The organism is Isoptericola sp. NPDC057191, assembly GCF_042670225.1.
Lineage (GTDB): Bacteria > Actinomycetota > Actinomycetes > Actinomycetales > Cellulomonadaceae > Isoptericola.
This window is the reverse complement of the sequence record NZ_JBHUWC010000107.1, coordinates 1-13,818: the sequence shown is the minus strand read 5'-3', so window position 1 is coordinate 13,818 and position 13,818 is coordinate 1. Positions and strand designations below refer to the sequence as shown.

General features: G+C 74.5%; 14 protein-coding genes and 2 tRNA genes. 9 read left to right on the top strand and 7 right to left on the bottom strand.

All coding sequences use genetic code 11. The annotated features are described in order from the left end of the window. Positions 1 to 19: 19 nt before the first annotated feature. Together tig and ACFT55_RS13555 are read right to left on the bottom strand one after the other, a co-directional pair. A complete protein-coding gene (gene tig, locus ACFT55_RS13560; RefSeq protein WP_380244359.1) occupies positions 20 to 1,390 on the bottom strand; it encodes a trigger factor in 1,371 nt (456 codons plus the stop codon). A 222-nt stretch (positions 1,391 to 1,612) separates the two neighbouring features. Beyond that, a tRNA-Pro gene (locus tag ACFT55_RS13555) sits at positions 1,613 to 1,686 on the bottom strand. Between the two features lie 231 nt (positions 1,687 to 1,917). Here ACFT55_RS13555 and ACFT55_RS13550 point away from each other — a divergent pair. Next, positions 1,918 to 1,988, top strand: a tRNA-Gly gene (locus tag ACFT55_RS13550). A gap of 123 nt (positions 1,989 to 2,111) precedes the next feature. On the opposite strand, the gene ACFT55_RS13545 is transcribed toward ACFT55_RS13550, so the two are convergent. After that, on the bottom strand, positions 2,112 to 2,357 hold the full coding sequence (locus tag ACFT55_RS13545) for a hypothetical protein (RefSeq protein WP_380244356.1): 246 nt from the start codon (positions 2,355 to 2,357) through the stop codon (positions 2,112 to 2,114). A 149-nt stretch (positions 2,358 to 2,506) separates the two neighbouring features. Here ACFT55_RS13545 and cysK point away from each other — a divergent pair, with 149 nt between their 5' ends. The 4 genes from cysK (at position 2,507) to ACFT55_RS13525 (ending at position 5,608) form a co-directional block, all read left to right on the top strand. Then, positions 2,507 to 3,442 carry a cysteine synthase A gene (gene cysK, locus ACFT55_RS13540; protein ID WP_380244355.1) on the top strand — a complete coding sequence of 312 codons (936 nt, stop codon included), beginning with the start codon at positions 2,507 to 2,509 and terminating at the stop codon, positions 3,440 to 3,442. A gap of 49 nt (positions 3,443 to 3,491) precedes the next feature. Beyond that, entirely contained in the window at positions 3,492 to 4,103 is a 612-nt protein-coding gene (gene epsC, locus ACFT55_RS13535) for a serine O-acetyltransferase EpsC (protein ID WP_380244358.1), read from the top strand. A 138-nt stretch (positions 4,104 to 4,241) separates the two neighbouring features. Then, on the top strand, positions 4,242 to 4,595 hold the full coding sequence (locus ACFT55_RS13530; RefSeq protein ID WP_380244354.1) for a GntR family transcriptional regulator: 354 nt from the start codon (positions 4,242 to 4,244) through the stop codon (positions 4,593 to 4,595). Beyond that, positions 4,592 to 5,608, top strand: coding sequence for a DUF1648 domain-containing protein (locus ACFT55_RS13525; RefSeq protein ID WP_380244353.1), 1,017 nt, complete (start codon positions 4,592 to 4,594; stop codon positions 5,606 to 5,608). The genes ACFT55_RS13530 and ACFT55_RS13525 overlap by 4 nt, the downstream gene beginning before the upstream one ends. Positions 5,609 to 5,614: 6 nt before the next feature. Here the strand turns inward: ACFT55_RS13525 and ACFT55_RS13520 are convergent, their stop codons facing one another. Further along, entirely contained in the window at positions 5,615 to 6,004 is a 390-nt protein-coding gene (locus ACFT55_RS13520) for a hypothetical protein (protein WP_380244352.1), read from the bottom strand. Positions 6,005 to 6,136: 132 nt separating this feature from the next. On the opposite strand from ACFT55_RS13520, the gene ACFT55_RS13515 reads away from it, so the two are divergent. Then, positions 6,137 to 7,273 (top strand): LLM class F420-dependent oxidoreductase, encoded by a 1,137-nt coding sequence (locus tag ACFT55_RS13515; RefSeq protein WP_380244357.1) that lies wholly within the window; start codon positions 6,137 to 6,139, stop codon positions 7,271 to 7,273. Here ACFT55_RS13515 and ACFT55_RS13510 read toward each other — a convergent pair. Next, positions 7,270 to 7,725, bottom strand: coding sequence for an MGMT family protein (locus ACFT55_RS13510; protein WP_380244351.1), 456 nt, complete (start codon positions 7,723 to 7,725; stop codon positions 7,270 to 7,272). The genes ACFT55_RS13515 and ACFT55_RS13510 overlap by 4 nt on opposite strands. A 97-nt stretch (positions 7,726 to 7,822) precedes the next feature. On the opposite strand from ACFT55_RS13510, the gene eis reads away from it, so the two are divergent. Continuing rightward, positions 7,823 to 9,130 (top strand): enhanced intracellular survival protein Eis, encoded by a 1,308-nt coding sequence (gene eis / locus ACFT55_RS13505; protein WP_380244350.1) that lies wholly within the window; start codon positions 7,823 to 7,825, stop codon positions 9,128 to 9,130. 11 nt (positions 9,131 to 9,141) lie between these two features. Beyond that, on the top strand, positions 9,142 to 10,155 hold the full coding sequence (locus ACFT55_RS13500) for a phosphotransferase (protein ID WP_380244349.1): 1,014 nt from the start codon (positions 9,142 to 9,144) through the stop codon (positions 10,153 to 10,155). Here the strand turns inward: ACFT55_RS13500 and ACFT55_RS13495 are convergent. Further along, a complete protein-coding gene (locus tag ACFT55_RS13495; protein WP_380244348.1) occupies positions 10,146 to 11,165 on the bottom strand; it encodes an Fpg/Nei family DNA glycosylase in 1,020 nt (339 codons plus the stop codon). The genes ACFT55_RS13500 and ACFT55_RS13495 overlap by 10 nt on opposite strands. 1 nt (position 11,166) lies before the next feature. Beyond that, positions 11,167 to 11,634 (bottom strand): ribose-5-phosphate isomerase, encoded by a 468-nt coding sequence (locus tag ACFT55_RS13490; RefSeq protein WP_380244347.1) that lies wholly within the window; start codon positions 11,632 to 11,634, stop codon positions 11,167 to 11,169. Positions 11,635 to 11,684: 50 nt separating this feature from the next. Between ACFT55_RS13490 and ACFT55_RS13485 the strand changes: the two genes are divergently transcribed. Then, the gene (locus ACFT55_RS13485; protein ID WP_380244346.1) at positions 11,685 to 13,697 is read left to right on the top strand and encodes a M13 family metallopeptidase; all 2,013 of its coding nucleotides are present in this window, start codon (positions 11,685 to 11,687) and stop codon (positions 13,695 to 13,697) included. The last annotated feature ends 121 nt before the right edge of the window (positions 13,698 to 13,818 follow it).

The window sequence follows — 13,818 nt, the reverse complement described above, 5'->3', positions numbered from 1 at the left end:
CTGCCGGTGGTGCCGGGGATCAGGCCTTGGCCGTCTCCTCCGGGGTCTCCTCCGTCGCCTCGGTCGCCTCGACGGGCTCGGTGGCGCCCTCGGCCTCGGCGGCCGCGGCGTCCTCCTCCTCGGTGCCGATGAACTCGGTCAGGTCGACGACGTTGCCGTCGGAGTCCTTGACCTCGATCTCGCGCAGGGCGACCGCGAGGGCCTTCGAGCGCGCGACCTCACCGACCATGGCGGGGATCTGGCCGCCCTGGTCCAGGGTGGAGATGAACTGGTTCGGGTCCATGCCGTACTGCTGCGACGCCTGCACCAGGTACTCGACGAGCTCGCCCTGGCCGACCTGCACCTCGAGCTTCTCGGCCAGCGTGTCCAGGAGGATCTGGTTCGTGAGCGCCTTGGTGGCGTCCACGGTGACCTCGGCGCGGTGCTCGTCGTCCTCGAGGCGGCTCTCCGACTCCAGGTGACGGTGGACCTCGGCCTCGACGGCGCCGGTCGGCACGGGCACCTCGACGGCCTCGAGCAGCTTCTCGAGCAGCAGGTCGCGCGCGGCGACGGCCTGGTTCGACGTCTTGATCGACGCGACCTGCTCACGCAGGTCCGCCTTCAGCTCCTCGAGGGTGTCGAACTCCGAGGCGAGCTGGGCGAAGTCGTCGTCCGGCGTCGGCAGGTCGCGCTCCTTGACGGCGGTGGCCGTGACGGTGACCTGCGCCTCCTCGCCCTCGTGCTCGCCGCCGGCGAGCTTCGTGGCGAAGGTCGTGGTCTCGTCCGTCGACAGGCCGGTGAGCGCCTCGTCGAGGCCCTCCAGCATGTTGCCGGCGCCGATCTGGTAGGAGACGCCGGAGACCGAGTCGATCTCCTCGTCGCCGATGACGGCCTTGAGGTCGATGACGACGTAGTCGCCCTCGGCGGCCGGGCGGTCCACGCCCACGAGGGTGCCGAAGCGCTCGCGCAGCGCGTCGAGGCGCTCCGCGACGTCCTCGTCGGTGACCTCGGTGCTGTCCACCGTGATCTCGATGCCGGACAGCTCCGGCAGGGTGATCTCCGGGCGGACCTCGACCTCGGCGGTGAAGGCGAGCTGGCCCTCGCCGGCGGCGGCGGGGATCTCGGTCACCTCGACCTCGGGCTGGCCCAGGGGACGCAGCGACTCGGCCGTGACGGCGTCGCGGTAGAAGTTCGACAGAGCGTCGTTCACGGCGTGCTCGACGACCGCGCCCCAGCCCACGCGCTGGTCGATGATGCGCGGGGGAACCTTGCCCTTGCGGAACCCGGGGATGTTCACCTGCTCGGCGATGTGCTTGTACGCGTGGTCGATGCTCGGCTTGAGCTCGTCGTACTCCACCTCGACGGTCAGCTTGACCTTGGTGGGATCCAGGGTCTCGACGGCGCTCTTCACTTCGATGGTCTCCAACGGTTGGGTGCGTGCGCGCGCGTCTCACCGGCGCGAGCCGGCCTGGTTGCTGCGGCGCGGGGTGGCGGACCGTACGACGGACGTACGGGCAACCCGTCCATGCTACGCCACGACGCCCCCGCGGAGGTACCGGTGGGAGGCGCGCTCCGCGGTGAGAAACGCCTCCGTGCAGATTCTGCACGCCGCCACCGTCGCGACGTCCTGCGGTCGGGGTGACTGGATTCGAACCAGCGACCCTCTGCTCCCAAAGCAGATGCGCTACCAAGCTGCGCCACACCCCGTGGCCCGCCCGCCGGGCGGGGCCTCGGTCAGTGTAGTGCGACCGCCCCCGCCGGACGCCACGACGTGCACGGACGGAGGCGGGGACGCCGTCGGAACGATCGGCGAGGAGTCGGCGAGGAGTCGGCGAGGAGTCGGTACCCGGGCCCGCGCGGAGCGGGACCGGCGCACGTGCCACGTTTGCTAGGGTGAGCCCCGCGTTCCGGCCCGGCAGCACTGCTCGGGTCGTCCGTGCGGGCGTAGCTCAATGGTAGAGCCCCAGTCTTCCAAACTGGCTACGCGGGTTCGATTCCCGTCGCCCGCTCCCTCTCCCGCCTGGCGTGCGTCGTTCCGGCGCACGCCAGCGCGCCTCCGCTGCGCGCCTCGTCATCTCTTCGGCGCCCCGGCCGCTCCCCACGCCTGCTTGCCCCCCGTCGCCACCCCGCCATCACTCGACCCATCGATCGTGCCGATGGATGAGATGCGCCTTGTCGATCGGTCGCCGCCTGGCTAGGCTCGGCGCCGCAGCCAGCGACAGCACCCACGCACCTTGAGGAGGGCCGGGCATGACGACCACCGTCTCCCGCGTCGCCCCCTCGTCCGCCTGCAGGACGGTGCCGGCGTCGACGCTCCGCACCCTGGCGTGCGCCGCGGCGACGACGCCGCGATGCTGTCGATAGAGCGCCCACGCCACGTCCGACCCGCCCGCAGGCGGGTCCCCGGCGACCGTGCGGCGCTCGCACCGCCCCGCCGCCGGCCCTGGCCGCCCGCTCCACGAGCGACGCGATCGCAGGCCGCGCTCTCACCGCACCCGCCCGCACGCACCTCCCGAGAAGGATCACCATGGCACGCATCTACGACGACGCCACGAAGCTCATCGGCCGCACCCCGCTCGTTCGGCTCAACCGCCTGACCGCCGGGCTCGACGCCACCGTCGTCGCCAAGCTCGAGTTCTACAACCCCGCCAACTCCGTGAAGGACCGCATCGGTGTCTCGATCATCGACGCCGCGGAGGCGTCGGGCGCCCTGCAGCCCGGCGGCACCATCGTCGAGGGCACGTCCGGCAACACGGGGATCGCGCTCGCCTGGGTCGGCGCCGCGCGCGGCTACAAGGTGGTGCTCGCGATGCCGGAGACGATGTCGAAGGAGCGCCGCGCCCTGCTGCGCGCCTACGGCGCCGAGCTGGTGCTCACGCCTGGCGCCGAGGGCATGAAGGGCGCCGTCGCCGCGGCCGAGAAGATCGCCGCGGAGCGGCCGGGCGCCATCCTCGCCCGCCAGTTCGCCAACGAGGCCAACCCGAAGATCCACCGCGAGACGACGGCCGAGGAGATCTGGGCCGACACCGACGGCGCGGTCGACGTCGTCGTGGCCGGCATCGGCACGGGTGGCACGATCACCGGCGTCGGCGGGGTGCTCAAGGAGCGCAAGCCCGAGGTGCGGATCGTGGCGGTCGAGCCCGCCGAGTCGCCCATCCTCAACGGCGGGAACCCCGGGCCGCACAAGATCCAGGGCCTGGGCGCGAACTTCGTGCCGGAGATCCTCGACACCTCGGTGTACGACGAGGTGCTGGACGTCGACGCCGAGACCTCGGTCGAGCTCGCCCGCCGTGCGGCGAAGGAGGAGGGCCTGCTGGTCGGCATCTCCTCGGGCGCCGCGATCGCCGGGGCCCTGGAGGTCGCGAAGCGTCCGGAGAACGCCGGGAAGCTGATCGTCGTCGTGATCCCCGACTTCGGCGAGCGGTACCTGTCCACGATCCTCTACTCGGACCTGCTGGACTGACGTGGCGAGCCGTCGCACCGACCCCGTCGACGGCGAGGTCGACCACCCGATGCCCACAGGTCACCGCCCCGGCCTGCGGCACCTGTTCGAGATCCTCGCGGAGGACCTCGAGGCCGCGCACGCCCACGACCCTGCGGCGCGGTCGCGCTTCGAGGTCGCGCTCGGGTACCCGGGCGTCCACGCCGTCTGGGCGCACCGGCTGAGCCACCGCATGTGGCACCGGCCGGGCCTGCGGCTGCCGGCCCGGCTGCTGTCCCAGACCGCGCGCTGGGTCACCGGCATCGAGATCCACCCCGGGGCACGGATCGGCCGGCGTCTGTTCATCGACCACGGCATGGGCGTGGTCATCGGCCAGACGGCGGTGGTGGGTGACGACTGCGTGCTCTTCCACGGCTCCACGCTGGGCGGGCGGTCGATGACGCGCGGCAAGCGTCATCCGACCCTGGGTGACCGGGTCATGGTCGGTGCGGGCGCGAAGATCCTCGGGCCCCTGTGGATCGGCCACGACGCGCAGATCGGCGCGAACGCGGTCGTCGTCCACGACGTGCCCACGGGCATGGTCGCGGTCGGGGTGCCCGCCCACGCGCGCCACCCCGGCCATCGGCCGGACCACGGCCAGCACGTCGAGGACGCGTCCGAGCTGCTCGAGTACGTCATCTGACGCCCCCGCACCCCGCGGCACGGCCCGCGCACCCCTGCTCCGGCAGGCGGCGCGCGGGCCGCCGTCGTCCCGGGCGGCGGGCATGCCGTTGCTGGTGCCGATTGTGATAGTTCCAGTAGAACAACTAGCATGTTCGCCATGCTCTGGAGGATCGATCCCGGCGCGGCCGAGCCGCTGTACGCACAGCTCGTGGCTCAGGCGCGCCTCGGGGTCGCCCGCGGGGACCTGCGCCCGGGCGAGCGACTGCCCGCGGCCCGCGAGCTCGCCGCCTCGCTCGACCTCAACGTCCACACGGTGCTCAAGGCCTACCAGGCGCTGCGCGACGACGGGCTGATCGAGCTGCGCCGCGGCCGCGGGGCGGTCGTGACAGGTGCCGGCCCAGACCTGAGCCACGTGGAGCGCGCGCTGGCCGACCTCGTCGCCGCCGCCCGTCAGGCCGGCCTGTCCGCCGAGACCACCACCACCCTCGTCAAGGAGGCCCTGCACCGATGACCGCGACGCGACGCACGATCCCCGACCCCGCGCCGGAGACCTGGCGCGCCCTCGCCCGACGGACGATGGGGTGGGCCACGGCCGCCGGTGCCGCGCTGGCCCTCGCGGCGGTCGTGATCGCCTGGACGTGGCTCGACGAGCTGCCCGCCCAGGTCGCCTCCCACTGGAGCGGCGCCGGTGCCCCCGACGGCTTCACGGCGCCACGCGGCTACATCCTGGTCTTCGCCGCGCTGGCCGCGGGCCTCCTGGTGCTCTTCTGGCTCATCGGCACCGTGGCCGGCAGCGCCGCGTCCACCCGCCGCCTCGCCGCAGGCGGGAGCGTCTGGTCGGGCGGCATGGCCGGCGGCGCCCTGCTCACGACGCTCGCCCCGCAGCGCGGACTGACCGACGTCTCGCAGGTGACCGACCCGGGTTGGGTGACCGCCCTCGTCCTGCTCCTCCCGCTCGTGCCCGCCGTGCTCGCGGCGGCCCTCGCGCCTGGCGACGCCCCGCTCCCGGCCACGGGCGCCGTCGCGGACGACGCCCCGCGCACCACCTTGCGGGACGGCGAGCGCGCGGTCTGGCTGCGGCGCGCGACCGGCGGCCCCGGCCTGGCCGTCGGCATGGCCGCGATCCTCGTGACCGCGGCGCTCGCCGTGGCCCTGGCCACCTGGGCCCTGCTCGCGATCCCCGTGCTGCTGGCGGGGCTCTTCGCGGCCATGTTCGCGTTCACCGTCCGGGTGGACGGTTCCGGGCTGACCGTGCGCTCCGTGCTCGGCTGGCCGGGCACGCGGGTGCCGGCGGACGAGGTGCTCGCCGCTTCGGTGGTCGAGGTCCGGCCGTTCGCGGAGTTCGGCGGCTGGGGGTGGCGTGTCGGCCGCGGCGGACGGGTCGGTGTGGTGCTCCGCGCAGGCGAGGCGCTCCTCGTCGAGCGCACCGGCGGCCGCTCGCTCGTCGTCACGATCGACGACGCCGCCACGGGCGCGGCACTGCTCAACACGGTCGCCGACCGTGCGCGCCCGGCGACGGACTGACCAGGCTCAGCCGAGCAGCTCCGGGTGGGCGGCGGAGACCCGGCGGGGCGCCTTCGCGAGCCACCCGTCCACGAGAAGCTCGTGCACCGCGTCCGTCGAGGACGCCTCGAGGCGCACCAGGACGACGGCGACGCCGTCGAGGTGCGGGATCGTGAAGGCTTCCGGCCGCGCGGCGAGCACGGCCTCCTTCTCGCCGAGGTCCTCGACGACGACGGCGAGGATCGGCCCCGAGGGCACCGGGGCGTCGTCGAACCGGCGCAGGTCGGCCTTGCTGAACGGCCGTTCCCAGGCGAACACCCGTCCGGCCACCGCCCAGGCGCGGTTCCGGAACGTCGTCGTCTCGGCAACCTCGGGCAGCGCCATGGCGGCGCGGGCCGCGTCTTCGATCGTCGCCATGCCCCGAACCTAGTGTGGCGACCGCCGCGCGCACGGCGTCGGCTAAGGTGTGACCGGAGTTACCCCATACTCCGGGTACCAGACACACCGAAGGTCCCACTCGACGAGGAGCACGCCCGCCCCATGAGCCCCCTGCGCATCGGCATCCAGACCGGCTACTGGTCCCGCAAGCCCCCGAAGGGCATCGTCCCCGCGCTGGTCGCGGCCGAGGCGCTGGGGCTCGACTCGGTGTGGACCGCGGAGGCCTACGGGTCGGACGCGTTCACCCCCCTGGCCTGGTGGGGGTCGCGCACCCGCCGCCTCCGGCTCGGCACCGGCATCGCCCAGATGGCCGCCCGGACCCCCACGGCCACCGCGATGCAGGCCATCACGCTCGACCACCTGTCCGGAGGCCGGTTCGTGCTGGGACTCGGCGCCTCCGGCCCGCAGGTCGTCGAGGGCTGGTACGGCCAGCCCTACCGCCGTCCCCTGGCGCGCACCCGGGAGTACGTGGACGTCGTGCGCCAGGTCTTCGCCCGCGAGCGCCCGGTGACCGCCGACGGCGAGTTCTTCCGCCTCCCCCTGCCCGCCGACGCTCCCGGCGCCACGGGCCTCGGCAAGGCGCTCAAGCCGACCGTGCACCCCCGCCGCCGCGACATCCCGATCGTGCTCGCCGCCCAGGGCCCGAAGAACGTCGCCCTCGCCGCGGAGATCGCCGACGGCTGGATGGCCGGCTTCTACGCACCGCGGGCGGACGCCGAGCACCGGGAGCTCCTGGCCTCCGGCTTCGCCCAGCGCGCCGACGAACGCAGCGCCGCCGCCGACTTCGAGGTGCTCGCCACCGTCCCCGTGGTCGTGCGGGACGACGTCGAGGCCGCCGCCGACGTCATCCGCCCCCACATCGCCCTCTACGCGGGCGGGATGGGATCGAAGGAGGCCAACTTCCACAAGGACTCTCTCGACCGGCTGGGCTACGCGGCGCAGCTCGACGAGGTGCAGGCGCTCTTCCTCGCCGGCCGCCGGGACGACGCCGCGCGCGCCGTGCCCACCGAGCTGGTGGAGGAGATCGCCCTCGTCGGTCCCGCGGAGAAGGTCGCACGCGACCTGGCCCGCTGGGACGGCACGGCCCTGACCACCATGCTGCTCCAGGGCGACCCGTCCTCGATGCTCACCGTCCTCGCGGCGTCGCAGGCTGCCCGCACGGACTCCGGCGGCGGTACCCCGCTGGGTGCGCGCGTCCGCGCGACCGCCGGCTCGATGGCGGCCCGCGTCGCACCCTCGAAGGCCTAGCCCGCCGCGCCGCCGCCCTCGTCCGCACCCTCGTCGGCACCCTCGTCCTCGGGGAACCACACCGCCCGGCGCAGGTCCACGCGGCGGCCGTCCCGCGACAGCGGGCACGCCTCGGCCCGCAACGCGTCGAGCGCGGCGGTGAGGTGGCGGGCGGGCGGCGCGCCGGACGCGTTCACCACCCGCCACCACGGCACCGGGTGGTTGTCCTGGACGGGACCCACGACCGCCGCCCCCTCGGGCACGAGGTGGGCGTAGCGGTCGCCGGAGCCGGCCATGACCTGACCGACCTGCCGCGGGCCGCCGCGGCCCAGCCGCTCGCCGACGATCTCCGCGATCAGGCCGTACGTCATCGCACGGCCGGACGGGATGCGTCGCACCAGGGCGAGGACGGCGGCGGCATACTCGTCGGGGCCGTCCAGCGGCTCCTCGATCTCCTCGGTGGGTGCGGGCACACCGCGACCCTACGGGCACGCGCCGACCGTCCGCGCAGGCGGGCCCGGCCTCGGAATTCCGCTGGCACACGGTCGCGCGCCGCGTCACGATCGGGCGGTGACCGCCGACCCCGCACCGCGCCCGCTGCCCTCCGGGTACCGCTCCCGCCAGCTCACCCCCGACGACCGGCACGCCCTCCTCGACCTCGACACGTGGGCGTTCCCCGACCCGCACTCCGTCGACGAGTTCGACGCGCTCGGTCTCCCGCTGAGCTGGGAGCGGACGATCGGCGTGGAGCGGGAGGACCGCACCGGGGCGGACGCCGCGCTCGCCGCCGTGCACTCGTCCTACCCCTTCAGCCACTTCCCCGTCCCCGGCGCCACGCTGCCCACCGCAGGCCTCACGTGGGTGGGCGTGCACCCGCAGCACCGCCGCCGCGGTCTCCTCACCGCGATGATCGACCAGCACCTGGCGCGCTGTCGCGAGCGAGGCGAGGCCCTGTCCGCGCTGTTCGCGGCGGAGGCCGCCATCTACGGCCGGTTCGGGTACGGCAAGGCCGCGGACGACCTGCGCGTCGCCGTCCCGCGCGGCGCCGCCCTGCGCGACGTCCCCGGCGCCGCGGAGCACACCGTCCGCGTGGAGCACGCCGACCGCGCGCGACACGGCGAGCTCGTCGCGCGGCTGCACCGCTCCCCCGGCCTGCCGACGGCCACGGGGATCAACCGTCCTGGCTGGGCGACCCGGGAGACCGACGCCCAGTGGGACAGCTACTGGTCGGACCCGAAGTCCTTCCGGTCGGCCGGACGCGAGTCGTTGCGGATCGTCGTCGTCGAGCGCGACGGCGAGCCGCGCGGGTACGCGACGTTCCGCCGCACCCTCGACTGGCAGGTCACCGGGCCGCGCGGCACCGTGCACGCGGGCGAGGTGGTCGCGCTCGACGCGGCCGCGGCCCGCGCCCTGTGGGGCGTGCTGCTGGACCTCGACCTCATGAGCACCACCGAGCCCTTCCTGCTGCCCGTCGACGACCCGATCACGGCCCTGCTCGTCGACCCGCGCTCCGCCGCACCCCGCGTCGCGGACAACGTGTGGGTCCGTGTCGTCGACGTGCCCACGGCCCTCGCCGGACGCCGCTACCAGGCCGACGTCGACGTGGTCCTCGGCATCACCGACGCCCGGCTGCCCGACAACGCGGGGGCGTGGCACCTGCGGGCCGGCGCCTTCGAGGAGGCCTCGTGCGAGCGCACGGACGCCGCGCCCGACCTGGAGCTCGACGTCCGGGAGCTCGGCGCCGCCTACCTCGGCGGCGGGTCGCTCGCTGCGCTCGCGGGCGCGGGGCTGGTCGTCGAGCGCTCCCTGGGCGCGCTCGCGCGCACGAGCGCCGCGTTCGGCTGGCCGCTCGCGCCCGCGTGCGGCTGGGTCTTCTGACGGCGGACGGCGTGGTCACCGACGCCGGCGCGTTCACACGCACGGTGACCTCCGAGGCGTGGCGGGCAGAGGTCACCGCGTGGGTCCATGACGCGCTCGACTCCCGGGGGCTTCGCCCCGACGGCCCTGCGCGCCAGACGCGCGTGCGCCCCTGGTCCACGCTGCTCGTGCTCGACACCGACGGCGGCCGCGTCTGGTTCAAGGGCGGCTGCCGAGCCGCTTCGCACGAGCCCGCGCTGCAGCGGCTGCTGGCCGAGATCGCGCCCGACCAGGTCGACGTCCCCCTCGCCGTCGAGACCACGCGCGGCTGGTTGCTCACGGCCGACCGCGGGGCGACCCTGCGCGAACGCCGGGAGCCGACCGCTGCCGACTGGTCGGCCGTGCTGACCGGCTTCGCACACCTCCAGCAGGACGTCGCCGGGCGCGGCCCGGAGCTCCGGACGACCGGCCTGCCCGACTGCTCCCCCGCGACCGTGCCGGGCCGCTTCGACGTCGTCCTGGACCGCCTGCGCACGCTGCCGTCCGCGCACCCTGCGCACCTCGACGAGGCCACCGCCGCCGCGCTGGACCGCGCGCGCCCTGCCGTCGTCGACGCGGCCGCCGTCCTCGCGGCGAGCCCGCTGCCGGCAACCCTGCAGCACGGCGACCTGCACCCGGGCAACGTCTTCGAGGTGGACGGGCAGCTGCGGGTGTTCGACCTCGGCGACGCGCAGTGGGCGCACCCGCTCGAGGTGCTCGAGGTGTCGTCGGCGGTCGCCCGGAGCGGCGGCGTGGCGTGGGCGCCCGTCGAGGCTGCGTACCGGGAGCAGTGGGCGCACTGGCTCGCCGTCCGCGGGCTCCCGCCGGTCGACGACGACCCGCACCGCGGGTGGGCCGCCCTGCGGCGCGCCGCGGGCACGGTGCACGCCGTCAACCGGTCGTGGGCGTGGTGCGGCGCGCTCGCGGAAGCCACCGACGCCGAGTGGTCGGAGTGGGGCGAGGCCCCGGGCCGCCACCTGTCCGGGCTCTTGCGAGATCAGCCCTGACAGACCCCGCACCAGAAGAGGTTGCGCCCGGCGAGCTCCTTGGTGAGCACGGGCGACCCGCAGACCCGGCACGGCAGCGTGTCGCGGTGGTAGACGTAGAACGACGCGTCCCGGGGCACGGCGCCGTCGTCACCGTCCGTGTTCTGGCGCGTGACCCGACCGCCGCCGCCGTCCGGCACGCGGTCGGCGGGACGGGTGGTGACGATGGCCCCGTGGTCGGCGCCGTCCCGCATGAGGACGACCAGGTCGTCCCAGATCGACCCGAGCACGGCCGCGGGCACGTCGCGGCCGGGTCGCCAGGGGTCGACCCCGGCACGGAACAGGACCTCCGCGCGGTAGATGTTCCCCACGCCGGCGATCACCGCCTGGTCCATGAGCTGCTGGCCGACCGTCACCCGCGAGCGCCGCACCCGCGCGACGAAGGCCGCCCGGGCCTCGTCGAGCGACCCACGACCCCCGTCCGCCCGGATCGGGTCGGGACCGAGGCGCGCCTCGACCGCCGCCTTCTCGGTCCCGGTGAGCACCTCGCACGCCGTCGGGCCGGTGAGGTCCGCGACGGCGTGCGTCCCGAGCAGGCGGAGCCGGACCGCGCCCCGCGGGGCGGGCGGGGCCCACGCTCCGTCGTCGCTGACCCGGTCGTCCGCGCCGGCCACGCCCGGCACACTGTCAGGGGCGGGAGCCGGCATCGTCTCCCGCTCCCCGATGCGCCGTCGCGGCGCCCCGATCGCGTGCACGACCTCGGCGCTGCCGTCCCCGGCGAACGTCCAGGCCCCGTAGAGACCCAGGTGCACGCGGAGCCAGCGCTCCTCGCCGCGGCCGCCCGGCAGGTCGGGCACGAAGCTGCAGAACAGCTGCTTGCCCCACGCCTCGGCGCTCGCCAGGCGGCGGCCGTCGAGCAGCGCGGCCCCTCCCGCGAAGCGGCCCTGGGGGCTCGACACGGTCAGCGCCTGACCGCCGAAGAGCGCGTCCAGGGCCCGCGCGAGGCGGTGGACGGTGTGCCCCTCGGGCACGTCAGGAGATCGTGGAGACGTCGTGCGACGCCTCGTACGCGGCCAGCTTGTCGATGCGGCGCTGGTGGCGGGCGTCGCCGCTGAACGGCTCGGCGACGAACGCCTCGACGAACGACGTGGCCTCCTCGCGCGAGTGCATCCGGCCGCCGACGGCGATGACGTTGGCGTCGTTGTGCTGACGGCCCAGGCGGGCGGTCTCCAGCGACCAGGCGAGCACCGCGCGCACCCCGGCGACCTTGTTCGCGGCGATCTGCTCGCCGTTGCCCGAGCCTCCGATGACGATGCCGAGCGAGCCCGGCTCCGCCACGACGGCCTCGCCCGCGGCGATGCAGAACGCGGGGTAGTCGTCCAGCGGGTCGTACTCGTGCGCCCCGTGGTCGACGACGTCGTGCCCGGCGGCGCGCAGGTGGTCGACGAGGTGGGTCTTGAGCTCGTAGCCGGCGTGATCGGCGGCGATGTGCAGACGCATGGACACATTCTCCCCCACACCAGGTCGGTGCCGCGCCGTAGGGTGACGCCATGACTGCCGACGCCACCGGGCTGCGGTCCGGTATCGACCTGTCCGCCCTCGACGAGGACGTCCGCCCGCAGGACGACCTCTACCGCCACGTGAACGGGCGGTGGCTCGCCCAGCACGAGATTCCCGCCGACCGCGCCATGGACGGCGCGTTCCGGGCGCTGCACGACCTCTCGGAGGAGCGGGTCCGTGCCATCATCACCGACCTCGCGGCCACCGAGGACCTCGACCCCGCGTCCACGCCGGCGAAGATCGGCGCGCTGTACGCGAGCTTCCTCGACACCGACCGCGTGCAGCAGCTCGGCACGGCGCCCGTCGCGCCGGAGCTGGCGCAGATCGTGGACGCCACCTCGCCCGCGGAGCTGGTCGACGTGCTCGGGGCGCTCCAGCGCACGGGCGGCGGCGGCGCCGTGGCGTTCTACGTCGACAACGACGCGAAGGACCCCGAGACCTACGTGACGTACCTCGTGCAGGGCGGTCTCGGCCTCCCGGACGAGGCGTACTACCGCGAGGACCAGTACGCCCCCGTCCGGGAGAAGTACCTGCCCCACCTGGCGCGCATGCTCCGCGTCGCGGGCGTCACGGCGAGCTCGGCGTGGTCCGCCGACCCCGAGGACGCCGCGGCCCGCGTGCTCGCCCTCGAGACCAAGCTCGCCGCCCACCACTGGGACGTCGTGCGCGACCGCGACGCCGACCTCACCTACAACCCGATGACGCTCGCCGACCTCGTCGAGCAGGCGCCCGGCTTCGACTGGCGCGCCTGGGCCGCTGCCCTCGGCGCGCCCGCCGGGTCGCTGGACGCGCTCGTCGTGCGCGAGCCGTCGTTCGCCACCGGGTTCGCCGAGCTGTGGCGCTCCGAGCCCCTCGCGGACTGGAAGCTGTGGGCCGCCTACCACCTGCTCACCGCTCGCGCGGCCTACCTCGACGAAGACACCGTCGAGGCCAACTTCGACTTCTACGGCCGCACCCTCTCCGGCGCGCAGGAGGTCCGCGACCGCTGGAAGCGTGGCGTCGCGCTGGTCGAGCGGGCGCTCGGCGAGGCGGTCGGCGAGCAGTACGTGCAGCGGCACTTCCCGCCGGAGCACAAGGAGCGCATGGACACGCTGGTCGCGAACCTCGTGGCCGCGTACCGCGAGTCCATCGAGCAGCTCGACTGGATGACCCCGGAGACCAAGGTCAAGGCGCTCGCCAAGCTCGAGCGGTTCACCCCCAAGGTCGGCTACCCCGTGAAGTGGCGGGACTACGCCGCCCTCGAGGTGGACGCCGCCGACCTGGTCGGCAACGTCCGGCGCGCCCACGCGTTCGAGCAGGACCACGAGCTCGGCAAGATCGGCCGCCCGATCGACCGCGACGAGTGGTTCATGACCCCGCAGACGGTCAACGCCTACTACAACCCCGGCATGAACGAGATCGTCTTCCCCGCCGCGATCCTGCAGCCGCCGTTCTTCGACCCGGACGCCGACGACGCCGTGAACTACGGCGGCATCGGCGGCGTCATCGGGCACGAGATCGGGCACGGCTTCGACGACCAGGGTTCGAAGTACGACGGTGACGGTCGCCTCGAGGACTGGTGGACCGAGACCGACCGCACCGAGTTCGAGAAGCGGACCTCCGCGCTCATCGCGCAGTACGACGCGTTCCGGCCCGAGCAGCTGCCCGAGGACGGCCCGCACGTCAACGGCGCGCTCACGATCGGCGAGAACATCGGAGACCTCGGCGGTCTGTCCATCGCCATCAAGGCGTACCGCATCGCGCTCGGGACGTCGCTCGACCAGGCGCCCGTCGTCGACGGCCTGACCGGCCTCGAGCGGGTCTTCCTGGGCTGGGCCCAGGTGTGGCAGTCCAAGGGCCGCGACGAGGAGATGGTCCGGCGCCTCGCCACCGACCCGCACTCACCGAACGAGTTCCGCTGCAACGGCGTCGTGCGCAACGTCGACGAGTTCCACGCCACCTACGGCGTGGGGCCCGACGACGCCCTCTGGCTCGCCCCGGAGGACCGGGTCCGCATCTGGTGAACGACGGTGGCCGCCGCCCCCCCCCCGGGGGGGGGGCCCCCCCCCGGGTGGCGCAAAGCGGGGGGGCGTTTTGCCGAGCTCCGGGCCCTGGCGGCCCCGGCGGCGCGGAAACCCCATGCCC

What these genes read in the sequence shown, in the direction of transcription:
- cysK (WP_380244355.1), top strand. Translation starts at nt 2,507, where the DNA reads ATGGCACGCATCTACGACGACGCCACGAAGCTCATCGGCCGCACCCCG.
- epsC (WP_380244358.1), top strand. Translation starts at nt 3,492, where the DNA reads ATGCCCACAGGTCACCGCCCCGGCCTGCGGCACCTGTTCGAGATCCTC.
- ACFT55_RS13530 (WP_380244354.1), top strand. Translation starts at nt 4,242, where the DNA reads ATGCTCTGGAGGATCGATCCCGGCGCGGCCGAGCCGCTGTACGCACAG.
- ACFT55_RS13525 (WP_380244353.1), top strand. Translation starts at nt 4,592, where the DNA reads ATGACCGCGACGCGACGCACGATCCCCGACCCCGCGCCGGAGACCTGG.
- ACFT55_RS13520 (WP_380244352.1), bottom strand. Translation starts at nt 6,004, where the DNA reads ATGGCGACGATCGAAGACGCGGCCCGCGCCGCCATGGCGCTGCCCGAG.
- ACFT55_RS13490 (WP_380244347.1), bottom strand. Translation starts at nt 11,634, where the DNA reads ATGCGTCTGCACATCGCCGCCGATCACGCCGGCTACGAGCTCAAGACC.
- ACFT55_RS13485 (WP_380244346.1), top strand. Translation starts at nt 11,685, where the DNA reads ATGACTGCCGACGCCACCGGGCTGCGGTCCGGTATCGACCTGTCCGCC.